Here is a 26986-nt window from a genome sequence, read left to right on the forward strand (position 1 = left end):
ATCTCGCCGGTCAGCCTTCGGTGGGACGCGGGGCGCGCAGGTGCGCCCGTTCCTTCAGCTCCTCCTCGTCGACGACCGTGAGCATCGGCTGATCCGGCGCGCACAGCATGGTCACCACGAACTTGGTCGATGCGTCGGACAGGGCGTTGCCGTCCTGGTAGTGGATCACGTCACCGCCTGGCTCCCAGAACGTCCCACCGGCCTCGACGACACGCTCCGGCTCACCCTCGAGCTCGAACCGGAGCGCGCCCTCCATGACATAGCCGAACGACGGGCCCGAGTGGCGATGCGGAGGGAGCCCGGGGTGACCGGGAGGCCACTCGACCAGAATGGTCATTCCCGAACCACCTTCGGGAAAGAAGGGCGGAGTGACTTCCTGCAGGGTGCTCTGGGTTCTTCTCTGACATGCACCACACCTCCGTAAGCCCGCCCGGAACGGACGATCTTGCGTCGGCCACCGCATTCCGCGGGTGTGCCGACCCACTCGTTCGGCGGTGACCAGGTGCGCCGGTTTCCGGCTCACACACTCGCTTCGCAATGAGGACAAGCCACAGCCCGTATCCGTGACAGGCGGTGTGTCTTCTGCCTGGCCTGAACGGTCTCGAGACCACCCTGCCTTCCATCGGCAACCGCCACAATCCGGGAGCCGGCGGCACCGAGACCGCATCGCACCATGCCAATTGAGACGATCTCTCACCCTCGGTTGGCGCAGGCGCCCGTGGCGCACGTGGTGAGCCAGGTGTCGAAGTCCGCGTCGTAGCGGGTGCCGATGTCGGAGCTGTAGACGGCGTAGCCGCCCGGGTAGTCACCGACCCGGAAGTGGGCCAGCATGCGCTGGATGTCCGCGGGGTGCTTCTCGAACATGTAGCGGACCGCGAGATAGCCCCAGGGGTAGGTGCGGGTCACATCGCTGTTGGCATAGGTGTTCTGGAACAGCGTGCTCAGGGTGTAGGTGTGCTTGCCCGCCTCCGTGACCGCCTGGTCGTCGGTCACGCGCCGGTAGCCGTAGGAGACGTACTCGGCAAGCCCCTCGATCCACCAGACGTCCGGGACCGTCGTCTGCTGGGCGAAATCGCCCCTCATGTCGTCGCGCGCGTCCAGATAGTGCGTGTACTCGTGGTTGAGATTCCAGATCCGGGCCACGAAACCGTCCTCGTACTCCTTCTGGTACATGATCGAGAGGGGCTGGTTGTGGGGGTCGGCCGGATCCCCTACCAGGGTTATGCCGCCATTGTCCGTACTCACGCCGAAGATCGCCCCGGCATAGGTCCGGTAGTCGGTCCGGCTCGCGAACACGACGAGTTGGATGGTCGACACGTACTGGCCGGGTATCGGGCCCTCGTCCTTGACGAGGGCGTGGACGTACGGGTCCTGGCCCGATACGCTCGCGCAGGCCGCGTCGAGGTCGGCGGCAGTCAGTGACTGCGCCCGAATGGTGTGCGTCGCGTCGCAGGCATGGGTGAGGGGAAGCGCCGCTCTGGTCAACTGCCCGGCCAGGTCGCAGACGCCGTAGTAGGAGCACCTGGCTCTGTCGTAGTAATCCGCCTGGGTCGCCACCGCCACCCACAGCTGCGCCGTGGGTCCGGTGATCTTCGAGGCGGCCAGCAGACCCTTGGCCAGCGGCCGGATCCGGGCCTGGAGGGCGGGGTGCTCCACATAGCGGGTGAGGTTCATTCCCGCGTTGGAGTCCAGGTAGGCACGGTCGGTCCGCAGCAGGTTCATGTGGTGGAGCGCGAAGGTCTTCAGGGTGCCGATGATGCGCGGGTCCGCCGTGACCGCCGTGACATAGGTGGCGTTCCAGTTCCCGCGCCACAAGGGCGTGTAGACGTCGTTCACAGCCGCCACCATGCTGTCGACGGCGTCGTAGGAGCTGTTGTATCCGTTGAGGAGTCGCCGGTAGACGTCCAGGTAACGGGCTTGCAGATCGGCGCTGTCGGTGAGGATGACGACGTCACCCAGGACGTCGCCGTTCGCGGAAGTGACGTCCGTCGCGTGGCGACGGGCGAAGAAGGCGTCCAGACCGCGCGCCGTTGCCGTGCCCAGGGCCGCGCCGTAGGGACCGGTGTCGGACGGGTCGTTGAACTGCACGTAGTAGCCGGCTCGCAGGAAGAGGACGAGCTGCCACACGTGAGCGGAGTTGTCGCCGTCGTACCTTCGCGCCGCGCTGGTGAAGGCGTTCGCGACGGTGACCATCTGGGACTCGCGGAAGACTCCGTCCGCGTCGGTACCGGTGACGGCGAACAGGCTGTCGATGCAGTCGATCGTCGAGGCCTTGACGAACGAGACGAGGGCGGAACCGGTCCTGCGACCGAAGTCGGCCGGGGCGCAGGAGGCCTTCGCCCCGCCCTTCGGCCCCGATGCGGCGGCCGCATCATGCCGGAGCGTGGCGGTCCGAAGGGGAGGGAGCTGGGCGGGCGTCAACCGCCTGCCCCGTACGGCCCGATCGGAGGTGCCGAACGTCGAGCCGGTCGGAGGCACGAGCGGCGCGGTGCCACGTGTGTCGGCGGGGGCGCCCGTGCGGGCCGGCGACGGGGGCGCGGCATGCGCGGGCATCGACAGGAGGCAGGCGAGGGTGACAGCTGCGGCGAGAGCGCCGGCCAGACGTCTGGACAGGGCGAAACGGTAGCGGATCCGGGCTCCTTCTCGGATAGATGCGCCTCGGAAGCGGCGATGAGGCGTGAGAGGCACCGTCTCAATCCGTCGGCCCGTCAACAATGGGGTGTGACATAGCACATTGCACCGCCGCCCCATAACGTGCGGCACCGCCTCCGACGGGGGCCGCCCGGGACCACGGGCAGTGGCACCCACCCCACGGGACCCGGACCCGGCCCGCGCTACCGCTCGGCCACGCTCCACGTCCGAGACGCCCACGCCCGCAGATGGGGCGACTGCACGACGAGGTCGCGGTACGCGACGGCGGCGGACGCGAACAGCACCTCCACCACCTCGTCGGGAACCCTGTCGGGCCGCCAGGCCAGTAGGTAGCGGCACCACAGTGGTGTGCCGAGCAGCGGTCTGATCAACACGTCCGGGATCGGCCGCAGTGTCGCCTGCACCGGTGACACACCGAGTCCATCGGCGATCATGTTCTGCAACTGCAGTTGATCGCCGAGGAATTCGTGCACCGCCGACGGACGGAAGCCTGCCGCCTCACAGGCCCCGTAGAAGACTCCGGGCCAGCCGGCCCCGTCGTCAGGTGTCACGAACCACGCGTCCTCGGCCAGATCGGCGAGTGCGATCTGAGGGCGATGCCTGAGCCGGTGGCGGGCCGAGAGTGCCACGAACGTGGGCTCGGTGACGATCCCGCGATGCGCCACCGTCGCCGAGTGCCGCAACTCCATTCCCGGATAGTCCGCGGCGATGGCCGCGTCCACCTCCCCCTTCTCCAGGAGTTCGACGATCTCCGAGGACGCGTACACGCTGCTCACCGTGAGCGACATGTCCGGCAGTCTGCCGCGGACCCGGACCACCATGCCCGACAGGATGGGCGAGTTGGTCGCGGCTATTCGCAGGATCCGCCGCGTTCCCGCAGCGCCTGCGGCGGGCCGGCGTCCGATCGCCTCAGCACGTGCCAGGACGTCCCGTGCCTGGGTGACGACTTCCAGACCGTACGGCGTCAGCCGGACGCCCGAGGCACCGCGCTCGAACAGGGCCTCGCCGAAGAAGCGTTCAATGCGCCGCAGCTGGGTGCTCAAGGCTGGTTGTGAGTACCTCAGATCCGATGCGGCCCGGCCCACGCTCCCCGCGTCGGCGATCGCACACAGCACGCGCAGATGCCGAAGCTCCAAGTCCATCCGCCCGCTCCCCATCCCCGTCGTCCGCGCGGCCCGGCCGCACGACCCGGTAACGGCGCCGCCCTCCGGTTGCGCCTGCACCAGCGGAAGGGAAGCGTTCCATCCGCGGAGTTCCGCTCACAAGACGCGGTTGCGCCGACGTGCCGTGGGTCGCCCCGCGATCGGCGCGACCAGAGGCGGGCCCGCGGTCGTGGCCGCGCCGACTACGCCGACGCCCGGGCCACCAGCTCCGGATCGAAGATGACGGACGTCGGCTTGTCGCGCTCGCCCCGGATGTGCTCGTCTAGGAGGCGGGCCATCTCGGCCGCCATCCGCTCCACGGGCTGGCGGACGGTGGTCAGTGGGGGACGGCAGGCGACGGCCACGCCGGAGTCGTCGAAGCCGACGACCGCGACATCGTCGGGCACTCGGCGCCCCCGCTCCCGGAGCACTTGGCAGATGCCCTGGGCCATGAGGTCGTTGGCCGCGAACACGCCGTCCACATCCGGGTACTCGGCAAGCAGCCGTGTCATGGCGTCGATGCCGCTGTCGAGAGTGAAGCCGCCCTCCACGGCGGGCACGTGCGGGTGGCCGTGCCGCGCCATGACGTCGCGGAACCCGGCCAGCCGCTCCCGGCTCGCGGACACGGCCAGCGGCCCGCATACGGTGGCCGGTCCTCGGCAGCCGCGCGCCAGGAGGCGTTCGGCGGCGAGGCGTCCCCCGTCCCGGTGGTCCAGGTCCACATAGCTGAAGGGCACCGGGCGTGAGGGCCGGGCGAACAGCACCGCCGGCAGCCGTGCGTCGGCCAGCAGCGCGGGCAGCGGGTCGTCGGCGTGCGTGGACACCACGAGCGCTCCGTCTGCCCGGCCCTGCCGCAGATAGGTGAGGACTTCGTGTCTGGCCTCCGGCGACTCGGCGAACATGAGCACCGGATGCATGGAGCGCGGCCGCAGATAGCTGACGACACCGCCGACCACCCGGCCGAAGAAGGGATCGGCGAACACGCTCGCCGCGAACGCGCTCTGGGTCTCCTCGGAGGTGTCGCCTGCCCCCGAGACCACCAGTGCGACGGTTTCGGTGCGACGGGTCACCAGTGAGCGGGCGGCGCGATTGGGCGTGTAGCCGGTCCGTTCGATCGCCTGGCGTACCGCTTCCTGGATGGCCGGGTCGACGTTGCGGACGCCGTTGACGACGCGGGAGACGGTGGCCCGGGACACACCGGCGTCCCGGGCCACGTCTTCGAGCGTCGGCCCCTGTCTGCTCATGCCCGCACCCTAGCGGGACGGTACAGCGGACGGATAGAGCGCTCTCCCGGTGCCGCTCGCCCAGTGCCGCTCGCCCAGTGCCGCTCGCCCAGTGCCGCTCTCCCAGTGCCGCTCGCCCGTCGCCGGGGCGTGCCTCGTGGCGGTTCACGCGGGCGGATCGGTTCTCTGCCCGTCTCCCGTCACTTGTAGACACCGAACTCGTAGAGCGAATAGCCCCAACCCGTCGCACGAGCCGTTCCGGCGACGCGGACGTACCGGCCGGTCCCCGTGACATCGAGGTCGTCCACGCCCCCGTCGCCGTTGGTCACCTGACGCACGGTCTGCCAATGCTGCCCGTCGTCGGAGGTCTGCAGGGTGTACGCCTTCGCGTAGGCGGCCTCCCAGACCAGTTGTACGTGCTTGAACGTGGTGGGGGTGCCGAGGTCGACCTGGATCCACTGCGGATCGCTCCAGTCGCTCGCCCACCGGGTCTCCAGCTTGCCGTCGACGGCGTTCGCGGCGGTGCAGGGGCAGTCGCCGCCGCCCGTCTGGAACGACGAGGCGGTCGCCGTCCTGCCGAGCGCCACATTGGTCCCGTTCACGGTGGGTGGCACGACCTTGATCGACCGCGCCTCGATCCCGACGTTCCCCCTGCCGTCCGTGGCCTTGACGTAGATCTTCCACACGCCGGGGCGGTCCGGTGCGGTCATCCTCAGCCGGCCTCCGCCGAGATCGGTGAACGGCAGCGAGGTCAGTTCCTTGCTCCGGTCGATGTACATGCTGTTGTCGAGGACCTCGTACGAGATCGGGTCGCCGTCGGGGTCGTCCGCCTTGACCGCGAGCGTGAGGCCGCGCCCCGCCTGCACGGCGCCCGCGCCGCCCTCGACGGTCAGGTCCGAGATGACGGGCGGGGTGTCGTCGTGGGAGGTGTCTGCGCCGTAGGCCTTCTTCACCGCGTAGTACGACAGCCGCTTCTGCCCTGCGGGCAGGAGGTTGAACCAGATGCCGCCGAAGTCGTACTCGGTGCCGTAGTGGAACATCGTCGCGCCGAGGGCGACGCCCCGGTGCCCGGTGACACAGCCCCACGCCCTGGTGTACGCGTCGGCCTTGGCCTTGTCGCTGGGCTCCCCCGGAACGCCGTTGGCGTCGTCGGGCACCTCCCACTCCCCGGCGGGCCCGGTCTCGGTGACGACGTACGGCTTGGTGTAACCACCCTGGTTCCACGCCGACTTGACGTCGCATACGGCGTTGTAGGAGTTGACGGCGTACAGGTCGAGGTCGGGCGCGTTCCTCTTGAAGTACGGCCAGGCACCGACCCATGCGTCGGTCGAGGTGACCGGGTGGTTCGGGTCGATGGCGTGGATCTTCTTGGTGATGTCGTCGACGAGCGTGGTGTAGGCGTCGCGCTGTCTCTCCAACTCGGCCCCGCTGTAGCAGTTCTGCAGCCCGAGCACCGATTCGTTGCCGACGTCCCACATGAGCACGCCCGGGTTGTCCTTGTACGTCTGGACCCACTTGGGGAACTCGTCGAGCACGCCGTTCCGGTACGCCGTGTCGGTGAGGTAGTTGACGCAGCCGCCACTGCCCGGTCCGCCGCCGGGCTGGAGCCAGAAGCCGGCGATGACCTTGATGCCGTGCGCGGCCGCCGAGTCGAACAGGGGCTTGCTGCCGGCGTCCGTGCCCCAGGTGCGGATGGTGTTGACGCCCAGGGACGCGAGGTCCGGCATGTACTTCTCGGCGTCGGCGATAGCCGGGCCCCAGGTCAGGCCCTTGATCTCGTAAGGCCGTCCGCCCACGGTCAGCTGCCAGTTGCCCTGGGTGCCGGTCACCTTGACGACGCTGCCGGCTGCCTGGGCCTGCGGGTGAGGCTGCACGACGAGGGCGCCGACGGTCAGGATGCCGGCGGTGAGGGGCGCGGACAGACGGCGTGTGCGGTTGCGGGCTGGGGACATGGTGGTCTCTCCGTCGTGGGGGGGATGGGCGGGCGGCCCGGCCGTGGCGGGGAAGTGCACGGCCGGGCCGGCCCGGTTCAGGTCCGAGGTGTGGTCGGAGGGAGCTGGTAGTTCTCGTCGAGCGCCGCTCCGGCCTCGGGGTGGGTCTGGTCGTAGCCGCGCGCGTCGCACTGAAGACCGCCGACGATGCAGTGGCCGACCAGCGCCTTGAGCGTGGCCGTGTCCCAGGCGTTGAAGAAGTCGTAGTGGAAGGAGTGGCTCGGCCCACTGGCCAGCTTCAGGTGGGAGAGGTCCCCGTTGACCGGGAAGGCCATCTTGAACTCGATCATCGGCACCGCCACCGGATGGTCGGCGGGGCAGACGTTGTCGTTCGTGCCGGGCTTGACGACGGGGTAGGCCATGTGGCCCTTGTGGTCCGGCGTGTCGAGGTACTTCCCGTCCCAGCAACTGGGCGCCTGGAAGCGGATGTTGAGCTGAACGTCGGCCCTGCTGGGGCAGTTGGCGGGGAAGTCGACGTTGAAGTAGCTGTCGCCGCATTCCCAGCCCTCGACGAAGCCGGGGTGGTGGCGGAACTCGTCGGGGGTCTGCATCGGGCTTCCCACGACGAAGCGCAGCCCCTTGGGGAAGGGGCGCACGCTGGTGTAGTCGGTGACGCCCGCCTTGTAGTAGATCACTTGAGGGCCGACCGGCAGGACGGCGCTGTCGCCGTTGTAGAGGGTGGGCATCCAGTACCCGGACCTGTCACCCGGCGCCCGGCAGGTGGTTCCTCCCGCCTCCAGTGTGGCGGTCGTGCTGTTCGCGCTGGTCGTGGTGTTGCCCAGGAAGGTGTGGTCGTGGGACTTGCCCGGCTGCTGGGGGTAGACGATGGGGTCGTCGGGCCTGGTGTGACTCACCGAGCAGTTGGCCTGGAATTCGTGGAAGTAGCGGTGTGGTGGAGTCTGCGTGGACGGTGTCACGCCGGTGACCGGTGGGTTGGCGGGAATGTAGCCGTCGCCGTCGGGGTCCTCGGGCGAGGTGGCGGTCGACACCGCCATGGGATGGCCAAAGTGGCCGGCCGTGAACACCGCTGCCGCGCCCCCGCCCGGTGCGGGCGCGCCCGCGCCGGTTGCGATGCCGCCGAGGCCGAGCGAGGTCAGCAGCAGCGCGCCTGCGATCAGCAGTCCTGATGGGGTCTTCGATCTCCGTGGCATGGAGACCTCCCGAACACGAGGAGGGGTGGTGGAGGTCGAGCGGCCCACCGCACTGACGGAGCATCAGGTCTGCCGAGGGCCACGGGAGAGCGCTCTCCCGCCAGGGAGTGTTGAGGCCCTGGCGGGAGGGTGTCAAGGGATGCGACGCAAGGATCGACGCACCTGCCGCCGCGTCAATTCTTGAACGCGGGGCCCACCAGGGCGAACGCCCCTGTGGCCAGGAGTTGAAAGATTCCCGTGTCCGGGGGCTTGCCCGACGTCTCGACTCATCCGTTAAATCAAGTCATGAACTAAGCGGTCTCTCGGGCCTGTTCATTTTCCGGGGCCCGTCAGGCACCACAAGTGGCATGTCTCCGGAGCCGCCTGCGGACATGGCACCGCCGTACCTCACGGCTCCGCTCGTCGTGCCTCCCATCCACCGCTCCCGCAGGGAACCCATATGAGACTCAGAACCTTGGGTGTCGCGCTGGCCGCCATGGCAGCGCTGATCACCCTGCCCACCACCCACGCGGCGGCCGCCGCGGCCGAGACTCCTCTGTCCCAGGGCAAGACAGCCACGTCGTCGTCCGACGAGAACGCCGCGACCCCGGCCGCCAACGCCGTGGACGGCGACACCGGCACGCGCTGGTCGTCCGCCGCCGGCGACACGCAATGGCTCCAGGTCGACCTCGGCGCCACGGCCTCGATCAGCAAGGTCGTCCTCGACTGGGAGACCGCCTACGGCAAGGACTACAAGATCCAGGCGTCCCAGGACGGCAGCACCTGGACCGACCTCGCATCCGTGACCGGTGGTGACGGCGGCGTCGACTCCCTCGCCGTGTCGGGCCAGGGCCGCTACGTCAGGATGTACGGCGTCCACCGTGCCACCCCATGGGGCTATTCGCTCTGGGAGTTCCAGGTGTTCGGGACCACCGGTGGCACCACGCCCTCCTGCGACACGGCGAACGCCGCCCGGGGCAAGCCGGCCTCGGCCTCCTCCACGGAGAACGCGGGCACCCCGGCGTCCGCCGCCTTCGACGGCGACACCGGCACCCGCTGGTCCAGTCAGGCATCGGACCCGCAGTGGCTGCAGGTCGACCTGGGATCGGTCCAGAACCTGTGCAGGGTCGACCTCAGCTGGGAGACCGCCTACGCCAAGGAGTTCCAGATCCAGGCGTCCACCGACGGCCAGAGCTGGACCACCCTGAAGAGCGTCACCGGAGCGACCGGCGGTACCGCCTCCTACGACATCAACGGCTCGGGCCGCTACGTCCGCGTCCTGGGAACGGTCCGCGCGACCGGCTGGGGCTACTCCCTGTGGGAAGTCGCCGTCCACACCGGGTCCTCCGGCACCCCACCCGTTCAGGGGGGCGGCGACCTCGGATCGAACGTCATCGTCGTCGACCCCACGACGCCCAACCTCCAGCAGAAGTTCGACCAGGTCTTCGCCCAGCAGGAATCCAGCCAATTCGGCACCGGCCGCTACCAGTTCCTGCTGAAACCGGGCACGTACAACGGCATCAACGCCCAGATCGGCTTCTACACCTCGATCTCCGGACTCGGCCTCAACCCCGACGACACCCAGATCAACGGTGACATCACCGTCGACGCGGGCTGGTTCAACGGCAACGCCACCCAGAACTTCTGGCGCTCGGCGGAGAACCTCGCCGTCAGGCCGTCCAACGGCACCGACCGCTGGGCCGTCGCGCAGGCCGCTCCGTTCCGCCGCATCCACGTCCAGGGCGGTCTCAACCTCGCCCCGAACGGCTACGGTTGGGCCTCCGGCGGCTACATCGCCGACTCGAAGATCGACGGCACGGTGGGCCCGTACTCCCAGCAGCAGTGGTACACCCGTGACAGCTCGGTCGGCGGCTGGACCAACGGGGTGTGGAACATGACGTTCACGGGTGTCCAGGGTGCCCCGGCGACCAACTTCGACACCGGTCCGTACACCACGCTGGACACCACCCCGATCTCCCGGGAGAAGCCGTTCCTCTACCTGGACGGCAGCTCCTACAAGGTCTTCGTACCCGCCAGGCGCACGAATGCGCGTGGCGTGTCCTGGCCGGCCAATGCGGGCACCTCGATCCCGCTGGACCAGTTCTACGTCGTCAAGCCCGGCGCGACCGCCGCGACGATCAACGCCGCTCTGGCCCAGGGCCTCAACCTGCTGTTCACCCCGGGCATCTACCACCTGGACCAGACCCTCGACGTCACGCGGGCCAACACCGTCGTGCTCGGCCTCGGCCTGGCCACCCTCGTCCCGGACAACGGCATCGACGCGATGCACGTGGCGGACGTCGACGGCGTCAGGCTCGCGGGCTTCCTCATCGACGCCGGCCCCGCCAACTCCGACACGCTCCTGCAGATCGGCCCGCCCGGTTCGACGGCCGACCACTCCGCCAACCCCACCACCATGCAGGACGTGTTCATCCGCATCGGCGGCGCGGGCCCCGGCCTGGCCACCAACTCCGCCGTCGTCAACAGCAACGACGTCGTCATCGACCACACCTGGATCTGGCGCGCCGACCACGGCGACGGCGTCGGCTGGGACACCAACCGAGCCGACTACGGGCTGCGGGTGAACGGGGACGACGTCCTGGCCACCGGCCTGTTCGTCGAGCACTTCAACAAGTACGACGTGCTGTGGAGCGGCGAACGCGGCCGTACGATCTTCTTCCAGAACGAGAAGGCCTACGACGCCCCGAGCGCCGCCGCCGTCACCCACGACGGCATCGTCGGCTACGCGGCCTACAAGGTCGCCGACACGGTGAACGACCATGAGGCATGGGGCCTCGGCAGCTACTGCAACTACACGGCCGACCCGACGATCGTCCAGGCCCACGGCTTCCAGGTGCCCGTCAGACCGGGAATCAGGATGCACGATCTCCTGGTCGTCTCCCTGGGCGGCAAGGGCCAGTACGCCCACGTCGTCAACGACACCGGCGCCCCCACCTCGGGAACGAGCACCACCCCCTCCAAGGTCACCCAATTCCCCTGAGGCAGGTCACCCCGGGCGGCGGTGATGTGCTCACCGCCGCCCACCACATGAGCACGCCACCTCGGCCACGCACGGCTTCCCGACCAGTGGCAACTCCGCCTTCCCCGGCGAGCACGACATCAACCTTGCGGGACCTCTGTCGACCATGAGCTCGCGTGCCGCGCCGGCGGTGGCCGGGGCGCGGACGGTCCCCGGCCGGACGCGCCCCCTCAGCAAGGGATACGGAACACCCGCTCCGCGTTGTCCGCCCGGCCGAGCTGGGCAGCCTCCGTGCGGGAGGCGGTGGCACCGTCCCGGCTGAGGGCGTGGGACGCCATGGCGGTCTCGCCGACGCCTGCCGAGGGGGCGGACATGTTCCTGGCCGTCACCCGGTTCCGGGCGGCAGGGCTGAGGACCTTGTGTGCCCGGACGAACGCCACGAAGCTCTCGAAGTCGCGCACGTGGCGGACCGGGGCCGTGAATCCGGCGAAGGCGGCGAACCCGTCGGCGCCGAGCAGCGTGTACGCGGTCGCCGCCAGCCGGTAGCGGCGGGACACGTCCAGGCGGTGGCCATCGATGAGGACGTCGGCCGGGTCGACGCGGTCGCCGACCGCGCCGGTGGCGTCGAAGGAGTAGCGGACATTGCGCGACACGGCCAGCGGCGCATACCGCACGCTGCCGTCGGCCGCCTTGGACCACTGCTGCTCCAGTGCGTCGTGAAGCTGCTGCCCGCTGACCGTCACCGTCAGGACGGGGTCGCCGTAGCCGATGGCGCTCCATGCCTGACCGAAGGTGATGGTCCCGCCTGACGCGGCGTCATAGGCCAGGTCCCGGTTGATGACGCTCTGGCCGACCCGCGGCGCCGCGACGATCAGAGCGAGCTCGGCCGGGGTGTTGGGGTGGTCGTTGCCGTCGTTCATCGGGCCGAGCGGCTGCTGCCCGGCCCACAGGGCCCAGTCCGCGGCCAGGTTGCCCATGGTGCTCTCGCCGCTGCTGTCACGCACGCGCGTGAAGGACGCGGTCTGCCTTCCGACGGGGGTGCGGGCGCGCCGGGCGGCGTATCCCGCCCAGTAGTCGGCCACCTGCTGCAGCTCGCGGTTCGGGGCGATGTCACGGGTGTTCGGATGGTTGGTCGTGGTGGTCAGGGCGCGGACGACCTTGCCGGTACGCGGGTCGAGCCGCAGGTTGATCTCGTTGATCAACTGGCCGTGGCACCCCGCTTCGACGAACGGCCGGGGCACCCCGTCCGGGTCCGGGACCATCATGTTGAAGCGGCAGTGCCAGTGGCCGGTGACGATGGCGTCGATGTCCGGGGAGACCTTGCGCGCCAGGTCGTAGGCGGGGCCGGAGGGGTTGCTGCCGGTGGTGAAGTCGCTGCCGGCGACCGCCCCGTCGTGCATGCTCAGCACGATGGCGTTGACCCCGCGTGCCTTGAGCTCGGCGGCGCGGCGGTTGGCGGTGGCGATCTCGTCCAGCGAGGAGAGCGCGGGCTGGTAGGAGGTGGACCCGGTGTCGGTTCCTACGGCGGTCAGATGGATGAAGCCGATCGGCAGTCTGCGTCCGTTCCCGGCGTCCACCCACTCGATGTTGTACGGCGGCAGCACGGTGTGGCCGTTGCGAGACCACACCATGTTGGCGCTGTAGTAGCGGAAGTCGGCGCCCCGGAAGCGCCGGCCGGTGGAGTCGGGGAAGGCGTCGTCCTGTCCCACGTGCGGGAAGGGGACGCCGGCTTCCATGTGCGCGGTCAGAAAGGCCGGGGACTTGTCGAACTCGTGGTTGCCCGCGGTCGCGAAATCCAGGCCGAGCCGGTTGAGCGCCTCGATCGTCGGCTCGTCGGCGAGGCTTTCGGCGTCGAACTCCCAGCCGGAGAAGAGGTCTCCGGGCGCGAAGAAGATCGAGTTGCGGCGGCCGTCCCGCAGCCGTTCCAGGTGTGCCGCCAGGTAGCCGACCCCGCCCACGGTGTATGTTCTGCCCCCGGCTCCGGTGATGACGGCGCTGCTGCCCGGGGCCGCCTGCAAGTAGCCGTGCAGATCGGTGATGTTGAGCAGTTGCACGTCCACCAGGTCGTGCGCGGTGCCCGCGTCCCGCGCGTCGTCGGTGGCGTGGGCGGGCGTGCCGACCGCGGCAGCGGTGACGGCGGCCCCGGCCGCGGTGAGGAAGGTACGTCGTCCGATCTCTCGCGCCATCTCGCCCTCCTGGTCGTGGGAACGACCCGGCAGTCAAGTCGGCGTTCGGGGCACCGCGGCCACCGCGAGACGGACCAGACGTGAACAGTCGAGGGACGCCGCACCGGGCTCGGTACGAAGGCCGTCAAACCATGGCGAGCCTGCGTGGGCGGAGGTCGGCGAAGCCGCGGCCTTGGTCGGGCGGACAGGGCGTGGCCCGCACGCGGAGCACGCACGCTGGGTTCGGCCACCACCGCCCCCGGGCGTCCGGCCCTGGTGGAGCGCGTACGCCACCCGCACGACCGCCGGGCGTTCCTACTGCGCCTCACCGACAAGGGCCTGCAATGCCACCGCGAGGCAGAAGAGCGTCGTCAACAGCACCCTCGCTCAGCAGCCGCACCCGCCCGAGCACACCGACGTCAGGAACCCCAGAGCCACCCCGGCCGGGCGGCCGCACGATGCGCCCAGTTCAGTGCGGCGTACGCCGGCGGCGATCCGTGGCACGCAGGCCGCTCCCGCGAAGACCGGTCAGACCGCGGACAGGTCGATCGCCCGGTCGACGTCCCGCGGCTGCAGCACGCGCAAGATGCCTTCCAGCAGGTAGTAGTCGGCATACGGAAGCGAGATCTCGATGCCGTCCTCGGCCGGCCGGTTACGCGTGCAGCGGGCCACGACCGCCTCGGCGCGGGACGACTTCCGCGTCAGGCAGGTCTGCGACAGGGCGGTGAGCAGCCGCAGCGCCACCTCACGGTAGTCGTGCCTCGCCGTTGCCGCTGACAGGTCGAGCAGACCGCAGGCCATGATCGCTCCCGCCGATGCGTCCTTGATGTCGTACGGCTGCTGCGGCGCGCGATAGTCCCAGACGGGGACGTAGTCCGCGCTCAGCGCACCCACCGCGAAGTCGGCGAGTTTCCGCGCCGTGGCCAGGAACTGCCGATCCCCGGTTCGACGGTAGATCGTGGTGAACCCGTATACGCCCCACGCCTGCCCCCGCGACCAGCACGAGGTGGCGCTGTAGCCCTGCACGGTGCCCTGACCGATCGGTGCGCCGGTGGTCGGGTCGAAGTCGAAGACATGCGGGGTCGATCCGTCCGGACGCGGGAAGACCCGCTGCGCGGTCTTCGCGTGTTGCACGGCGATATCGAGGTATTTCTCGTCGCCGGTCTGCCTGCTGGCGAAGGCCAGCAGATCGAGATTCATCATCGTGTCCATGATGACCCGGCCCGCGTTGTTCGGATCGTTGAGTGCCCCCCATGCCCGGATGAAGCGCCCGCGCGGGTTGTAGCGCTGGATCAGCGATTCGGCGGCCCGTACGGCACCCGCCCGCCACGTGTCGTCGCCCGTGAGGCGCCATGCGGTGACCCATGACGGATAGAACAGGAAACCGAGATCGTGCGTGCTCGTGTCGTACTGACGCGGTGCAAGCCGTTTCGCCGAGTCCAGCGCCAGCGTGCGGAATTCATCTCTTCCGCTGTAGAGCCATGCCATCCACAGCGTCCCGGGCCAGAACCCGCCCACCCAGTCACCGCTTTGGGAATAGACCCACTTCTCGAACTTCGTCCCGACCGGAAAGCCGGTCACGCCCGGGGCGACAGCGCCGATCTTCTCCACCGCGTCGTCGGCGGCCGCACGCAGCGCGCGGACGGCCTGTGTCGGTGTCCGCCCAGGAGACGCCTCAGCGGCCTGCACGGAAGAGACGTACGCAGCCGTAGCACCGGCCGCTGTGGTCAGAACGGTTCGCCGGGAGACAGTCACGGGCGTGCGTCCCTCCAACTAGACGAGTTTCCCCAGAGGTTGAAGGAGTCTTACACGGCACCAGCGACCACGTACACCCATGTGTGTGAGGTTTACATAGCTGAACAGGGCCTCTTCAGTCCCCGGAGCGATGGGTCGGCCCGCCCCCTCCGCCCTTGGCCCACAGTGAGCGCACGTGGCCCAGGTGTCGGGTCATGCACTTCTCTGCGGCTTCGGCGTCACCCGACAGCATGAGCTCCAGCAGCTCCACGTGTTCCTCGGCCGATGGGATCAGTTCGCCACGCTGGTCCAGGGCGGTCAGGCCGTACAGGCGGGAGCGCTTGCGCAGATCACCGACGGTTTCGACGAGGCGGTCGTTGCCGGCGAGCGCCAGCAGCGAGAGGTGGAACCGGCGGTCGGCCTCCAGGTACCCGATGAGGTCGTGCTCGCGGGCGGCGCGCACGATCTCCTCGGCTATCGGGCGCAGCGCTTCGAGGTCGTCGCGGGAAGCGGTCTTCGTGATGCGGCCGACCAGGGGGACCTCGATCAGGCTACGGATCTCGGTGTACTGGTCGAGATCGCGCTCGTTGACCTCGGTGACCCGGAAGCCCTTGTTACGGAGGGGCTCGACCAGGCCCTCGCGGGCCAGGTCGAGCATCGCCTCGCGGACAGGTGTGGCGGAGATGCCGAAGTCCTCGGCGAGCACCGGGGCCGAGTACACCTCGCCGGGGCGCAGCTCACCGGAGATGAGAGCAGCGCGCAGGGCGTGGGCGACCTGGTCGCGCAGCCGCTCCCGGGCGGTGACGAGGTTGCGCGCCTTCAGATGCCCCATGGTGTCCCTCCGTGCCCGACCGGGGCACCAGCGTACAATGTCACGTTGTTCTCACGGTGCCAGGGTGTATGTGCGGCTCGGGGTGTAGAAGTCCAGGGCGGATGACGGAAGAGGAGTCGGTCACAGGAGGAAGCCTCCGGGGAAGGGGTCGTCCGGATCGAGGAAGTACTGGGCGGTGCCGGTGATCCACGCGCGGCCGGTGACGGCGGGGACGACGGCCGGAACCCCGCCGACCCGGGTCTCGTCAACCAGGCGGCCGGTGAACCGGGTACCGATGAAGGACTCGTTGACGAAGTCGCGGTGGAGCGGGAGTTCGCCGCGGGCATGGAGCTGGGCCATGCGGGCGGAGGTGCCGGTGCCGCACGGCGAACGGTCGAACCAGCCGGGGTGGATGGCCATGGCGTGCCGTGAGCGGTGTGCGTCGGATCCCGGCGCGGCGAGGTAGACGTGCTTGACGCCGGTGATCTCCGGGCGTTCGGGGTGCACGGGCCGGTCCGGCGAGGCGTTGATCGCGCCCATGATGGCCAGACCGGCGGCGAGGAGGTCGTCCTTGCGAGCCCTCTCGAAAGGCAGCCCCAGTGCTTCGAGTTCGACGAAGGCGTAGAAGTTGCCGCCGAAGGCGAGGTCGTACGTAACCGTGCCGTACCCCGGAACCTCGGCCTTGCGTTCCAGGCCGAGGCAGAACGCGGGCACGTTGGTGAGCGTGACCGCCTTCGCCATGCCGTCCTCGACGTGCACGTCGACGCAGACCAGGCCGGCCGGGGTGTCCAGCCGTACCGTGGTGACCGGGTCGCTGACCGGCACCATCCCGGTCTCGACCAGCACGGTGGCCACCCCGATGGTGCCGTGCCCGCACATCGGCAGCAGGCCGGAGACCTCGATGAACAGCACCCCGTAGTCGGCGTCGGGGCGGGTGGGGGGTTGCAGGATCGCGCCGCTCATGGCTGCGTGGCCGCGCGGCTCGTACATCAGGAGCGTACGGATGTGGTCGAGGCGCTCGATGAAGTGGAGCCTGCGCTCGGCCATGGTGGCGCCGGGGATCACCCCGACGCCGCCGGTGATGACACGTGTGGGCATGCCCTCGGTGTGCGAGTCGACTGCATGGAAGACGTGACGAGTGCGCACGGACGTCCTTTCGCGGATCGGTGCGGGCCCGGTCAGCGGTGCCCCTGGGCGATGGCCTTCTCGGTGGCAGCACGCACTCCGGCCTCGGTCTCGCCGGTGAGCGGGCAGCGCGGCGGCCGGGTGGGGCCGCCGTGGCGGCCGGTGATGTCCATGGAGAGCTTGATCGACTGCACGAACTCGGTCCTGGAGTCCCAGCGCAGCAGCGGGTGCAGCGACCGGTAGAGGGGCCCTGCCGTCTCCAGGTCCCCCGCGACGGCGGCGTGGTAGAGCTGGGCGCAGGTGGCGGGGAAGGCGTTCGGGTACCCGGCGATCCAGCCGACGGCGCCGGCGATCGCGAGCTCCAGCAGGACGTCGTCCGCCCCGATCAGCGGATCGAGCCCGGGGGCCAGTTCGGCGATCTCGTACGCCCTGCGCACATCGCCGGTGAATTCCTTGACCGCGACCACACTGCCGTCGCCGTGGAGCCGGGCGAGCAGAGCCGGAGTCAGATCCACCTTGGTGTCGATCGGGTTGTTGTACGCGACGACCGGCACCCCTGCCTCGGCGACGTACGCGTAGTGGGCGCGTACGGCGCGTTCGTCGGCGCGGTAGGCGTTCGGCGGCAGCAGCAGCACGGAGCCGCAGCCCGCTTCGGCCGCCTGCTCGGCCCAGCGGCGGGCCTCGGCACTGCCGTAGGCGGCGACTCCGGGCATCACCCGGGCGCCGTCGCCCGCGGCTTCGACAGCGGTTCGGACAACGCGGGCGCGCTCCTCGACAGTGAGGGTCTGGTACTCACCGAGCGAGCCGTTCGGGACTACGCCGTCACAACCGTTGTCGATCAGCCAACGGACATGCTCGGCGTAGGCGTCGTGGTCGACGGAGAGGTCGTCGCGCAGCGGGAGCGCGGTGGCGACCATGATCCCGCGCCAGGGACGGTCGGGGTTCCAGGAAGTGGAGGTCATGCAGGTTGACCCTTCTATGGCGTGTGACATTTCACTTGTCCTCCGTAGCGTCCATGAGGTGCCCTGCGGAGTCAGTCGTCCGGCTCGTCGAGCGAGGCGAGCGCCCCGAGGGGCACCGGCACGGCGAGTGGCCGACGCTCGGCGGACGGCGGCACCGTCCCGTCGCCGCCGCATGCCGCGAGACAGGCAACGGCCGCCCCGCACAGACGACCCTGACACCAGCCCATGCCCGCTCGCGTGAGGAGCTTCACCGTTCGGGCGTCGCGGGCACCGAAGTCGGCGACCGCCTCCCGGACGCGACCGGCGGTCACCTCCTCACAGCGGCACACGTAGGTGTCGTCCGTGAGCCACTCGGTCCAGCCGGGGCGGGGGGTGTGCGCGACCGCCATGGCGTCGGCGAAGGCGCGCATCCTGATTCGGCGACGGCGCAGCTCCCGGGCCCGCCCGCTCCCGGTGAGGAACGGCTTGCCGAGCAGCCTGGCAGTGACCGCGATGCCCGCCAACTCTCCTTCCATCACAGCGAGTTGAGCGCCGCCGATGCCGCCGGTCTCGCCGGCCGCCCAGATACCGGGGACCGAGGTCTCCTGGAGGTCGTCCAGGACCAGGGCGCAGGTCTCGTCGGGCGTTCGCCTGGTCGCACAGCCGAGGCTCGTGGCCAGGTCGATCTGCGGGACCAGTCCGTGTCCCACGGCCAGTGCGTCGCAGGCGATGCGTTGTCCCGTTCCCGGTACCGGCCGCCACCGCGGGTCGATGCGGGAGACGGTCACGGCTTCCACCCGGTCGGTGCCGTGCACCTCGGTGACCGCACTGCGGGTACGCAGCCGCACGCGGTGGCGCAGCAAGGCCGATCCGTGTACCACGGCCTCGGCGAGCTTGCGGGGGTTGGCGGCGAGTGCCCGCGGATGGCGGGCATACCCGAGATAGCCGGACGCCTCCACGACGGCGGGGACGCGCGCCCCGGCCGCCGCCAGTGAGGAGGCGACGGCGAGCAGCAGCGGCCCGCTGCCCGCGACGACGATCCGATTCCCCGGCAGTACGAGCCCGGACTTGAGCATCGCCTGGGCTCCCCCGGCTCCCACCACCCCGGGCACCGTCCAGCCGGGAAAGGGCAGTTGCCGCTCGTACGCGCCGGTCGTGAGCAGGATCGCGCGGGCACGCACTCGAACCGTGCGTTCCCCTTCGCCATCGGCGCCGGTGACGGCGTGCACCGCCCACAGCTTCCCGCTCTCCCGGGCCACGCTCCACACGTGATGCCCGAGGAGCGGTGTGATGTCACTCGCCTCCAGACGCCGGCGCAGGTGGTCGAAAGCGGCCCAGTCGTGGTGCAGGGCCTGCGGCCGCACGGCGCCCAGGGTCGGGGCCGGATGCCGGTAGAACTGACCGCCGATCTGTCCCGACGCGTCCAACAGGACGACGGACAAGCCCAGTTCCGATGCGGCGACGGCACCGGCGAGTCCGGCGCAGCCGGCGCCGATGACCGCGAGGTCGTACGGTTCAGACGCCGAGCCCGGCATGGCCGTGTCCCTCCTGGGTGGTGATCGCGTCACCGGGACGCGCGGGAAGCAGACAGGCCCTTCTGTTGGGTTCGCCGTTGACGGTGGCGAGGCAGTCGTAGCACTGCCCGATGCCGCAGAAGGCGCCGCGTGGACGGCCGTCGCCCCGCGTGGTGCGCCAGGCGAGGATGCCGGCCCCCCACAGGGCGGCGGCGATCGACTGCCCGGGCAGCGCGGTGACGGTACGGCCGTCGACGGTGATCTCGAACGCCGGATCGGGCCGTGCCCCGACCAGTTCACCGGGGGTACGGGCCATTGCGGCCTCCTCTCGAAGAGCGGGCAGGTCAGGAGACGGATGTGAAGCGACCGGGGCTGAACGGGAGGATGTCCACAGGAGGTTGCCCTCCCGTCAGGAGCTGGGCGATGAGCAGACCGGTGGCCGGGGCCAGCCCGATCCCCGCGCCTTCATGGCCGCAGGCGTGCAGCAGACCCGGCACACGGGGATCGAGGCCGATGGCCGGCAGGTGGTCGGGAAGGTAGGGGCGGAATCCCGCGTAGGTCCGCATCGCCCGCACTCCGGCCAGTACCGGGAACAGGGCGGTGGCCTGGGCGGCGAGGCGGCGCAGCACCTCGACCGACAGCGCGCGGTCGAAGCCCACCCGCTCCCGGCTGGCGCCGATCAGTACCGGGCCCGCCGGGGTTCCCTCGACCACGGCCGAGGTCTGGAGCGCGGCTGATCCGCTCGCCACGTCGGCGACGTAGTCCGCCGCGTACACCTTGTGCCGCACCAGGCGCGGCAACGGTTCGGTGACGAGGACGAAGCCGCGGCGGGGCAGGACGGGCAGGTCCATACCCGCGCGCCGGGCCAGTTCGCCACCCCAGGCACCGGCCGCGTTCACCACGTGCGGGGCGTGGAGGGCGCCGGTCGCCGTCCGTACACCTGCCACTTCGCCGTTCGACCCGGTGACCAGACTCGTGACCTCCTCGCCGAGGCGGATCCGCGCACGCGAGGCGCGCAGCAGGTGGGCTGCGGCGAGGGCGGGTTGGACCTGGGCATCCTGGGGGTAGTGGAAGGCGCCCGCCAGGCCGGGGGCGAGGTGCGGCTCCAGGTCGGTGAGCCGGTCGGCGGGGATCTCCTTCGCCTCGACCCCGGCTCTCTCCTGTCCGGCCGCGAAATCCCGCAGGGCGTCCATCCCCGCCGTGTCGGAGGCGACGACCAGGCCCCCCTTGGCCTCGTACTCGATCTCCGGGGGGAGATGTTCCGTCAGCTCCCGCCACAGTCGCATGGACAGCAGTGCGAGTTCGAGCTCGGGACCGGGTTCCTTGTCGGAGACCAGGAGGTTCCCCTCTCCTGCTCCGGTGCTTCCACCGGCGACAGCCCCGCGGTCGACCACGGTGACCGAAAGACCGGCGCGGGAGGCGTAATAGGCGCAGGCCGCACCGACCACCCCCGCCCCGACGACGATGACGTCCGAGTCGTATCTCGTGGACACCTCAGTAATATTTCACATTGCACTGTTGCGGCCAAGGGGTTCTCTCGCCCGTCGATGTCAGTTCACGTGTGACATTTCACATGGGACCGTGCCGGCGCGAGCCTGTCGGAGGCTCTTGCCGCTTCTTACCATCCGCCACATGGACCTGGAGGTACGGCATTTGCGAGTGATCTGTGCGATCGCGGAGGCCGGAAGTCTGACCCGTGCGGCCGCATCGCTGGGTATGACCCAGCCGGGGCTCAGTGCCCAACTGCGGCGCATCGAGGTCATGCTGGGCGGGCCGATCTTCGACCGCGGGCAGGCCGGTGCCGCGCCCACCGCCTTGGGCGAGCTGGTACTGCCCCGGGCGCGGGCGATCCTGCCCGGCATCGACGGCCTGCTCTCCGACACCGCCCGCGCCGCCCGCTGCCAAACCGCCCCAGGCCGGGGCCGACTCGGATCGGTAGGCGCGCCACTGCTGGCCGATCTCATCGTGGCGGCAAGGGAGTTGATCCCCGGGTCGGAGGTCACGGCCCGATGTCAGTACTCCCCGTCGCCGCTCCTGGACGACCTCGTGGCGGGGCGTCTGGAGGCGGCGATCCTCGGCGACAACCCCGGCCATGAGCTCTCGCCGCGCGAGGGAGTCGTACTGCCGGGGCGAGTTGCCGATAGTAGTCGGACGTGGAGCCGGAGGCCTGGGCGTCGGGGAACTCGACGAACAGCATCAGCACGTGCTTGGTACCGAGGGGCCGCTGGAACTGGGTGTAGTCGGTGGCGTGACCCTCGTCCGTCCAGCCGGTCCTGCCGGGAAGGGCTCAGTCGGCGCCCGCAGCGGCGCTGTGCGCTGGCGCTGCGATCGCGGTCGGGACGGCGGCTTTCCCTCATCAGTGGCCTCAAAGTCAGCACCGAACCAGCACCGGCACCGAACCTGCTGACCGACGAGGCTCGAAGCCGTCAACCTGATGCCCCGGGCACCGGTTCTGCAGGACCGAGCGACTTCACTCTCCGTCACACACAGCTGAGGTCGACTCTCTTGTCTGCTGCATCGGCCGCTGCGCCCCAGCAGCTGCCTGACGGAACCCGAATCTGGCAGCCCATCCCCTGACGGCGGCCGCTCATTCGGCTACCACGGACGCGGGCGAGGACATCAGCCCCGACGCCGATGGCTCAGTCGAAACTCGAGGCACGAAGTGAGCCCGATCTGGACTCATTCATAGGGTCGCGGACTCCGTAGCGTGTGGAGCGAGTACGGCCAGGAGGCGTCGGGTGATGTCACCAACGTCTCCGCAGCCGTCGATCTCGTGGAGGATGCCGGCCCGCCGGTAGCGCGCGAGCAGCGGTTGCGTCTGCCGTGTGTGGGCCGCCAGGCGCACCCGGGCGGTCTCCGCCGTGTCGTCGCCTCGCTGGACGAGGCGGTGCCCGCAGTTGTCGCACTGCCCAGGGGTGCGCGGTTTCCTGATGTCGAGGTGGTAGCTGTTCCCGCAGCCGCCACAGGTTCGACGCCCGGTCAGGCGGCGCAGCAGCGTCTGATCGGGGGCGGTCAGGTGGAGGGCCGCGGCAAGCCGTCGCCCAGCGGCAGCCAGTGCGGTGTCGAGGGCTTCGGCCTGCGTGAGGGTGCGCGGAAAGCCGTCCAGCACGACGCCCGCCGCGCAGGACCGGTCGCGGATCTGCTGCAGCGCCATCTCGGTCACCAGCTCGTCCGGGACTAGGTCTCCGCGCCGCATGTGCGCGGCTGCGGCGGTGCCGAACCGGGTGCCTTCCGCGGCATGGCGGCGCAGGAGGTCCCCAGTGGACAGGTGGGGGATGCCCAGAGCCTGCCGCAGCCGGGCGGCCTGTGTGCCCTTTCCCACGCCGGGCGGGCCGATGAGGAGGAGGTCCATGAAGTGCCTTCCGTCGTGCGTGCCGGTGCACCCACCGTGCTCGGCGGCGCGCTGCGCGGGCAAGTACCGTCGGCCGGTGGTGGTCCGGGTACGACGAACGGTCGCTCGCGCGCGGCCAGCGGTCGGCCGCGGCAGACGGCAACGGCCGCCGGATCGCCTTTGGACGGAGGACGGCGGATGTCAGGCAGACGTCATGGCCCACGCCGGACCGGCTCCGCGGATTCGGGCACGTGCATCGCCAGCATGAGGTCCTCCGCACCGGCGGGCGGCCGCCCGAGCCGGGAGACGATCACCATGGCCGCGAAGGCCAGCGGCACCGACCAGGCAGCAGGTTGCAGCAGGAGGGCCTCGGGCCAGCCCGCAGGGGCCGCGCCCAGCGCGGAGGCCACCGCAGCGCCCGTGGCCGATACCCCGCCGGCCACCATTCCGGCACCGGCACCGGCTGCCGTCAGCCCGCGCCACCAGATACCGAGGAGCAACAGGGGGCAGAGCGTGGACGCGGAGATGGCGAAAGCCCAGCCGACCACGACACTGATCTCCAGCGAGCGGGCGGGCAGCGCCAACAGCACCCCCACTGCGGCCCCCACCCCGACTGTCACCCGTAGATCGCGCAGTGAGCCCGTGAGCAGGTCATGGCCGATGCCCCCGGCGACCACCAGCAGCAGCCCGGACGAGGTGGCCAGGAATGCCGCGTAGGCGCCGGCCGCTACGACCCCCGACAACGCGGCGCCCCACGGCGGCCCCAGCACCGCCGCGGGCAGGACCAGGGCCACGGTGTCGGTAGGCCCGGTGAGGTACAGCTGCGGGACCACCGTCCGGCCCAGCAGCCCGTACGCAGCCGGAGCAAGGTAGAAGAGGCCGAGCAGGGCCAGGGTGACCACCACCGCACGGCGGGCAGCCGCGCCGTCCGGGCTGGTGTGCAGTCGTACGAGGATGTGCGGCAGGCCCGCCGTCCCCAGGACCGTGGCCACCAGCAGCGACCATGTCTGGAACAGGGCATGTGCGCCACCGGGCAGGTGGAGGAGGGGCGTGCGCCAGTCCGCGCCACCCAGTTCAGCGCCGCCGCGCACCTCGGGAACCGTGGCCCCTCGGGGGAAGCGCACACGTGTGGCGTCCGCGACGGCGTGGCGTCCCGGTGCCCAGGTCGACGGCCGGCCGTCGACGGTGACCCTGACCGGGGCACGTACCTCAAGGACCGCAGGCGCATGGAACTCGACGGTGGTGGCCTGCGCGAAGTGGGTGCCCCGCTCCGGGTGGACGGCCGCGGACCGCCCCGCGGACCCGACCGCGATGATCAGTGCCAGTGCGGGTACCGCCAGGAACAACAGCTTCACGGCGTACTGGAAGGCCTGGACGTAGGTCGCCGAGCGCATGCCGCCGAGCGCCACGGTCACGGCCACGACGGTCCCAGCGAGGACTACGGCCAGCGGGTACGGGACACCGCCGAAGCGGGCCAGGATGCGGCCCGCGCCCTGGAACTGCGGCACCAGATAGGTCCAGCCGATGAGCAACACGGCCATCCCCGCCAAGCGCCGGGCGAGCGGCGATGCGAGCCGGTTCTCCACGAAGTCGGGCACGGTGTAGGCACCGGAGCGCCGCAGCGGCGCCGCGACCGCGACGAGCAGCACCAGGAAACCGGCGGTGAAGCCCACCGGAAACCAGAGCACGCCGACACCGCTCTCCAGCACCAGGCCTGCGACGCCCAGGAACGAGGCAAGGGAGAGGTACTCGCCCGCGATGGCGGCTCCGTTCAGCGCCGGGGACACACTGCGGGCCGCGACCAGGAAGTCGCCCGTGCTGCGTACCACCCGCACGCTGAACATCCCGATCCCCAACGCGGCCAGCGCCACCAGGGAGATCAGGGCGATGGTCATCGCGTCCGCTCCGCACGCTCGGCACGGCGTAGCAGGATCAGCGCGGCGAGCAGCAGCAGCGGATAGAGGAACACGCCAACCAGCAGCCAGGACAGCGGGATGCCGGCGAGCCGGACCATGCCCAGCTGCGGCACAGTGGCGATCAGGAGCGGCAGGGCCAGCAACAGGATGGCCAGTGCCAGCACTGTGAGAGCGGCGAGTCGGCGCTGCCGCAGATATGCGCGTCGGGCGGCGTGTGCGTCGAAATCGGGCGGCAGGACCAGGTGCCGGCCAGCCGCCGAGCGTCTGGCCAGGGCCAGCCGGGTCTGGGGGCTCACCACCGCCACGCGGCGCGGTCGGCTCATCGCCGCACCCCGCCGATCCGGCCTTCCCGGGCCGCGGCGAACAGCTGTTCCTTCAGCTGTCGCGCGTGGCGGCGGCTGACCGGGACGTCACCGCCGGCCGTGTGCGCGACCAGCTGGCCCACGGCATCGGTCCGCAGGTCCTCGACGGCACGCAAGGCAAGCAGGTAGCCCCGGTGCACCCGCAGGAAGCCGGCCGGGGCCCAGCTGTGTTCGAGTGTGGACAGTGGCATGCGGACCAGGAACCGCCCGTCCCGGGTGTCCAGTCGCACATGGTCTCCGTGCGCCTCCACGAAACGGACCTGCTCCCGTCGCACGTAGCGGGTGCGCCCCTGCGACTCCACTTCGAGCACGGCCAGCTCGCCGGTCGGTTCGGGTGGTTCTGTGGCAGGGAGGACGGGGGCGGCGCGAGCCTGCCGGACCCGGTCGAGCGCCTGCCGTACCCGTCCGGCGGAGGCGGGCTTGAGGAGGTAGTCCGCGGCTCCGATCCCGAAGGCGTCGACCGCGTGCTGCTGTGAGGCGGTGACGAAGACGACGGCCGGTGGCCGCGCCAGCCGGGAAAGCACCGCGGCCAGTTCCATGCCGTCCAGGCCGGGCATGCCGATATCGAGGAAGGCCGCGTCGAACTCCCGGTGCCGCAGCAGCTTGAGCGCGGCCATCGCGTCGGGGGCCGCGGCCACCTCTCCCACACCGGGGGCGCCGCGCAGCAGGTGCACCAGTTCGTCGAGGCTGAGTGGCTCGTCTTCCACGACCAGTACGGACAGGTCCCGCGTCATCTCGTCGCCATCCCCGGAGAGGACAGCGGCACCCGGAAAGCAACGCGAGTGCCGGCGCCGGGCGCGGTCTCCACGACCAGCCCGTATTCCGGGCCGTACAGGGTACGAAGCCGCTGGTCGACGTTGGCGAGGCCGATTCCGGAGCGCTCGCCTCGACCGGACAGCACCGCTTCCGCCAGCTCCGGATCCATGCCCGCGCCGTCGTCCTCGACGGTGATGGTGCAGTCGGGGCCTACGGCGGCGCCGGCGACGGTCACCGTCCCGCCCCCCGGCCGCGGCTCGATGCCGTGCCGGATCGCGTTCTCCACCAGCGGCTGAAGGGTGAGGAATGGCAGCGTCACCGGGAGGACTTCGGGCGCGACCCGTACCGAGGTGGACAGCCGGGAGCCGAAGCGGGCCCGTTCGAGCTGCAGGTACACCTCGATTGCGCGGAACTCCTCGGCGACGGTGGTGAACTGCCCACGCCCGGAGAAGGCGTAGCGGGCCAATTCGGAAAACTGCACGAGCAGGTCCCGGGCTCGCTCCGGGTCGGAACGCACCAAGGACGTGATGGCGGAGAGCGCGTTGTACAGGAAGTGCGGCGAGATCTGGGCGCGCAGCCGGCGGAGCTCGGCCAGGGCGAGTTCTTCTCGGGCCAGGCCCAGGACGGCCCGCTCCAAGGCCTCGCCGAGCCAGTCCGCGAGCGCCTCCACCTGCTCGGCCACGACCTCGTCACCGGCCACCACCAGCGCCCCCATGGGCTCCGCACCGGTGAGCAGCGGCGCGGCGACGGCGCTGCCGCCCCGCACCGGGCGGCCTCCGGCGAGAGCCCACTCCGCGAGCTCGCGCACGTCCTCGTGCACCTTCCCGGCGGTACCGAGCGGGCCGGACAGGTCGCACAGGACGACCCCGTCGGCGTTTAGCAGCTTGCGGGCCCGGCGTGCGACGCGGTCGGCGGCCTGAGGCGTCAGACCCTCGGCGAGCTCGGAGACCATCTCACAGGCCGACCGCAGCACCGCGGCCACGTCGGCGCCGCCAGCTCTGAGCGGATGACGCCGATGCCTGATCCCAGGCGAGTGGACACCGATCACGTACTCACCGTACGACCCCGGGGTCCGCCGTGCCGTGCACCGGCCGGGCGGCCGTTCGTCGCGCCGCGGGGACCGCTCGTCGCGTCCGGAGCGCGGCCCGTCGTAGGGCCCTTCCAGCGTGGCGACGGCAGGCGCAGGGTCGGAACCAGGCATTCCGCCCGGGAC

Annotated in this window: 20 protein-coding genes and 1 pseudogene; 2 read left to right on the forward strand and 19 right to left on the reverse strand. The window is 70.5% G+C overall.

The window, feature by feature from the left end; translation table 11 throughout:
* Positions 1 to 10 precede the first annotated feature (10 nt).
* From ASC56_RS02355 to ASC56_RS02380, 6 genes and pseudogenes are all read right to left on the reverse strand, one after another.
* Positions 11 to 361, reverse strand: a pseudogene (locus ASC56_RS02355) (cupin domain-containing protein); the annotation flags it as partial.
* A gap of 332 nt (positions 362 to 693) precedes the next feature.
* Positions 694 to 2553: a collagenase gene (locus tag ASC56_RS02360; RefSeq protein WP_234376817.1), complete on the reverse strand. Its 1860-nt coding sequence runs from the start codon at positions 2551 to 2553 to the stop codon at positions 694 to 696.
* 281 nt (positions 2554 to 2834) lie between these two features.
* Positions 2835 to 3794, reverse strand: a complete 960-nt coding sequence (locus ASC56_RS02365; RefSeq protein ID WP_055489409.1) for a LysR family transcriptional regulator — start codon at positions 3792 to 3794, stop codon at positions 2835 to 2837.
* Between the two features lie 203 nt (positions 3795 to 3997).
* Positions 3998 to 5038, reverse strand: coding sequence for a LacI family DNA-binding transcriptional regulator (locus tag ASC56_RS02370; RefSeq protein ID WP_055489410.1), 1041 nt, complete (start codon positions 5036 to 5038; stop codon positions 3998 to 4000).
* A 179-nt stretch (positions 5039 to 5217) separates the two neighbouring features.
* On the reverse strand, positions 5218 to 6969 hold the full coding sequence (locus ASC56_RS02375) for a discoidin domain-containing protein (RefSeq protein ID WP_055489411.1): 1752 nt from the start codon (positions 6967 to 6969) through the stop codon (positions 5218 to 5220).
* Positions 6970 to 7046: 77 nt separating this feature from the next.
* On the reverse strand, positions 7047 to 8159 hold the full coding sequence (locus ASC56_RS02380; RefSeq protein ID WP_055489412.1) for a DUF1996 domain-containing protein: 1113 nt from the start codon (positions 8157 to 8159) through the stop codon (positions 7047 to 7049).
* A 439-nt stretch (positions 8160 to 8598) separates the two neighbouring features.
* Here ASC56_RS02380 and ASC56_RS02385 point away from each other — a divergent pair, with 439 nt between their 5' ends.
* Complete coding sequence (locus ASC56_RS02385; protein WP_055489413.1) at positions 8599 to 11139, forward strand: discoidin domain-containing protein; 2541 nt, start codon at positions 8599 to 8601, stop codon at positions 11137 to 11139.
* A gap of 209 nt (positions 11140 to 11348) precedes the next feature.
* Here the strand turns inward: ASC56_RS02385 and ASC56_RS02390 are convergent, their stop codons facing one another.
* From ASC56_RS02390 to ASC56_RS02425, 8 genes are all read right to left on the reverse strand, one after another.
* Positions 11349 to 13304 (reverse strand): bifunctional UDP-sugar hydrolase/5'-nucleotidase, encoded by a 1956-nt coding sequence (locus tag ASC56_RS02390; protein WP_055489414.1) that lies wholly within the window; start codon positions 13302 to 13304, stop codon positions 11349 to 11351.
* Positions 13305 to 13811: 507 nt separating this feature from the next.
* Positions 13812 to 15038, reverse strand: a complete 1227-nt coding sequence (locus ASC56_RS02395) for a glycoside hydrolase family 88 protein (protein WP_107309169.1) — start codon at positions 15036 to 15038, stop codon at positions 13812 to 13814.
* A gap of 115 nt (positions 15039 to 15153) precedes the next feature.
* Positions 15154 to 15849 (reverse strand): GntR family transcriptional regulator, encoded by a 696-nt coding sequence (locus tag ASC56_RS02400; RefSeq protein ID WP_055489416.1) that lies wholly within the window; start codon positions 15847 to 15849, stop codon positions 15154 to 15156.
* A gap of 120 nt (positions 15850 to 15969) precedes the next feature.
* Positions 15970 to 16974: a proline racemase family protein gene (locus ASC56_RS02405; protein WP_055489417.1), complete on the reverse strand. Its 1005-nt coding sequence runs from the start codon at positions 16972 to 16974 to the stop codon at positions 15970 to 15972.
* A 32-nt stretch (positions 16975 to 17006) separates the two neighbouring features.
* Positions 17007 to 17915 carry a dihydrodipicolinate synthase family protein gene (locus tag ASC56_RS02410; protein WP_055489418.1) on the reverse strand — a complete coding sequence of 303 codons (909 nt, stop codon included), beginning with the start codon at positions 17913 to 17915 and terminating at the stop codon, positions 17007 to 17009.
* 71 nt (positions 17916 to 17986) lie between these two features.
* On the reverse strand, positions 17987 to 19429 hold the full coding sequence (locus tag ASC56_RS02415) for an NAD(P)/FAD-dependent oxidoreductase (protein ID WP_055489419.1): 1443 nt from the start codon (positions 19427 to 19429) through the stop codon (positions 17987 to 17989).
* Positions 19410 to 19724, reverse strand: coding sequence for a (2Fe-2S)-binding protein (locus ASC56_RS02420; protein WP_055489420.1), 315 nt, complete (start codon positions 19722 to 19724; stop codon positions 19410 to 19412). The genes ASC56_RS02415 and ASC56_RS02420 overlap by 20 nt, the downstream gene beginning before the upstream one ends.
* Before the next feature lie 28 nt (positions 19725 to 19752).
* Positions 19753 to 20901, reverse strand: a complete 1149-nt coding sequence (locus ASC56_RS02425; protein ID WP_055489421.1) for an FAD-binding oxidoreductase — start codon at positions 20899 to 20901, stop codon at positions 19753 to 19755.
* A 139-nt stretch (positions 20902 to 21040) separates the two neighbouring features.
* Here ASC56_RS02425 and ASC56_RS43030 point away from each other — a divergent pair, with 139 nt between their 5' ends.
* Complete coding sequence (locus tag ASC56_RS43030) at positions 21041 to 21985, forward strand: LysR family transcriptional regulator (protein WP_079102229.1); 945 nt, start codon at positions 21041 to 21043, stop codon at positions 21983 to 21985.
* Between the two features lie 106 nt (positions 21986 to 22091).
* Here the strand turns inward: ASC56_RS43030 and ASC56_RS02430 are convergent, their stop codons facing one another.
* From ASC56_RS02430 to ASC56_RS02450, 5 genes are all read right to left on the reverse strand, one after another.
* Positions 22092 to 22760: an adenylate kinase gene (locus tag ASC56_RS02430; RefSeq protein WP_055489422.1), complete on the reverse strand. Its 669-nt coding sequence runs from the start codon at positions 22758 to 22760 to the stop codon at positions 22092 to 22094.
* 191 nt (positions 22761 to 22951) lie between these two features.
* Complete coding sequence (locus ASC56_RS02435) at positions 22952 to 24634, reverse strand: cation acetate symporter (RefSeq protein ID WP_055489423.1); 1683 nt, start codon at positions 24632 to 24634, stop codon at positions 22952 to 22954.
* Positions 24631 to 24978, reverse strand: coding sequence for a hypothetical protein (locus ASC56_RS02440; protein WP_055489424.1), 348 nt, complete (start codon positions 24976 to 24978; stop codon positions 24631 to 24633). Before ASC56_RS02440 ends, ASC56_RS02435 begins: the two co-directional genes overlap by 4 nt.
* Positions 24975 to 25751 (reverse strand): LytTR family DNA-binding domain-containing protein, encoded by a 777-nt coding sequence (locus ASC56_RS02445; RefSeq protein ID WP_055489425.1) that lies wholly within the window; start codon positions 25749 to 25751, stop codon positions 24975 to 24977. The genes ASC56_RS02440 and ASC56_RS02445 overlap by 4 nt, the downstream gene beginning before the upstream one ends.
* Positions 25748 to 26821, reverse strand: coding sequence for a sensor histidine kinase (locus tag ASC56_RS02450; protein ID WP_063784906.1), 1074 nt, complete (start codon positions 26819 to 26821; stop codon positions 25748 to 25750). Before ASC56_RS02450 ends, ASC56_RS02445 begins: the two co-directional genes overlap by 4 nt.
* Positions 26822 to 26986: the final 165 nt, after the last annotated feature.

The sequence above is a fragment of the Streptomyces sp. TP-A0356 genome, assembly GCF_001417775.1.
Taxonomy (GTDB): Bacteria; Actinomycetota; Actinomycetes; order Streptomycetales; family Streptomycetaceae; genus Streptomyces.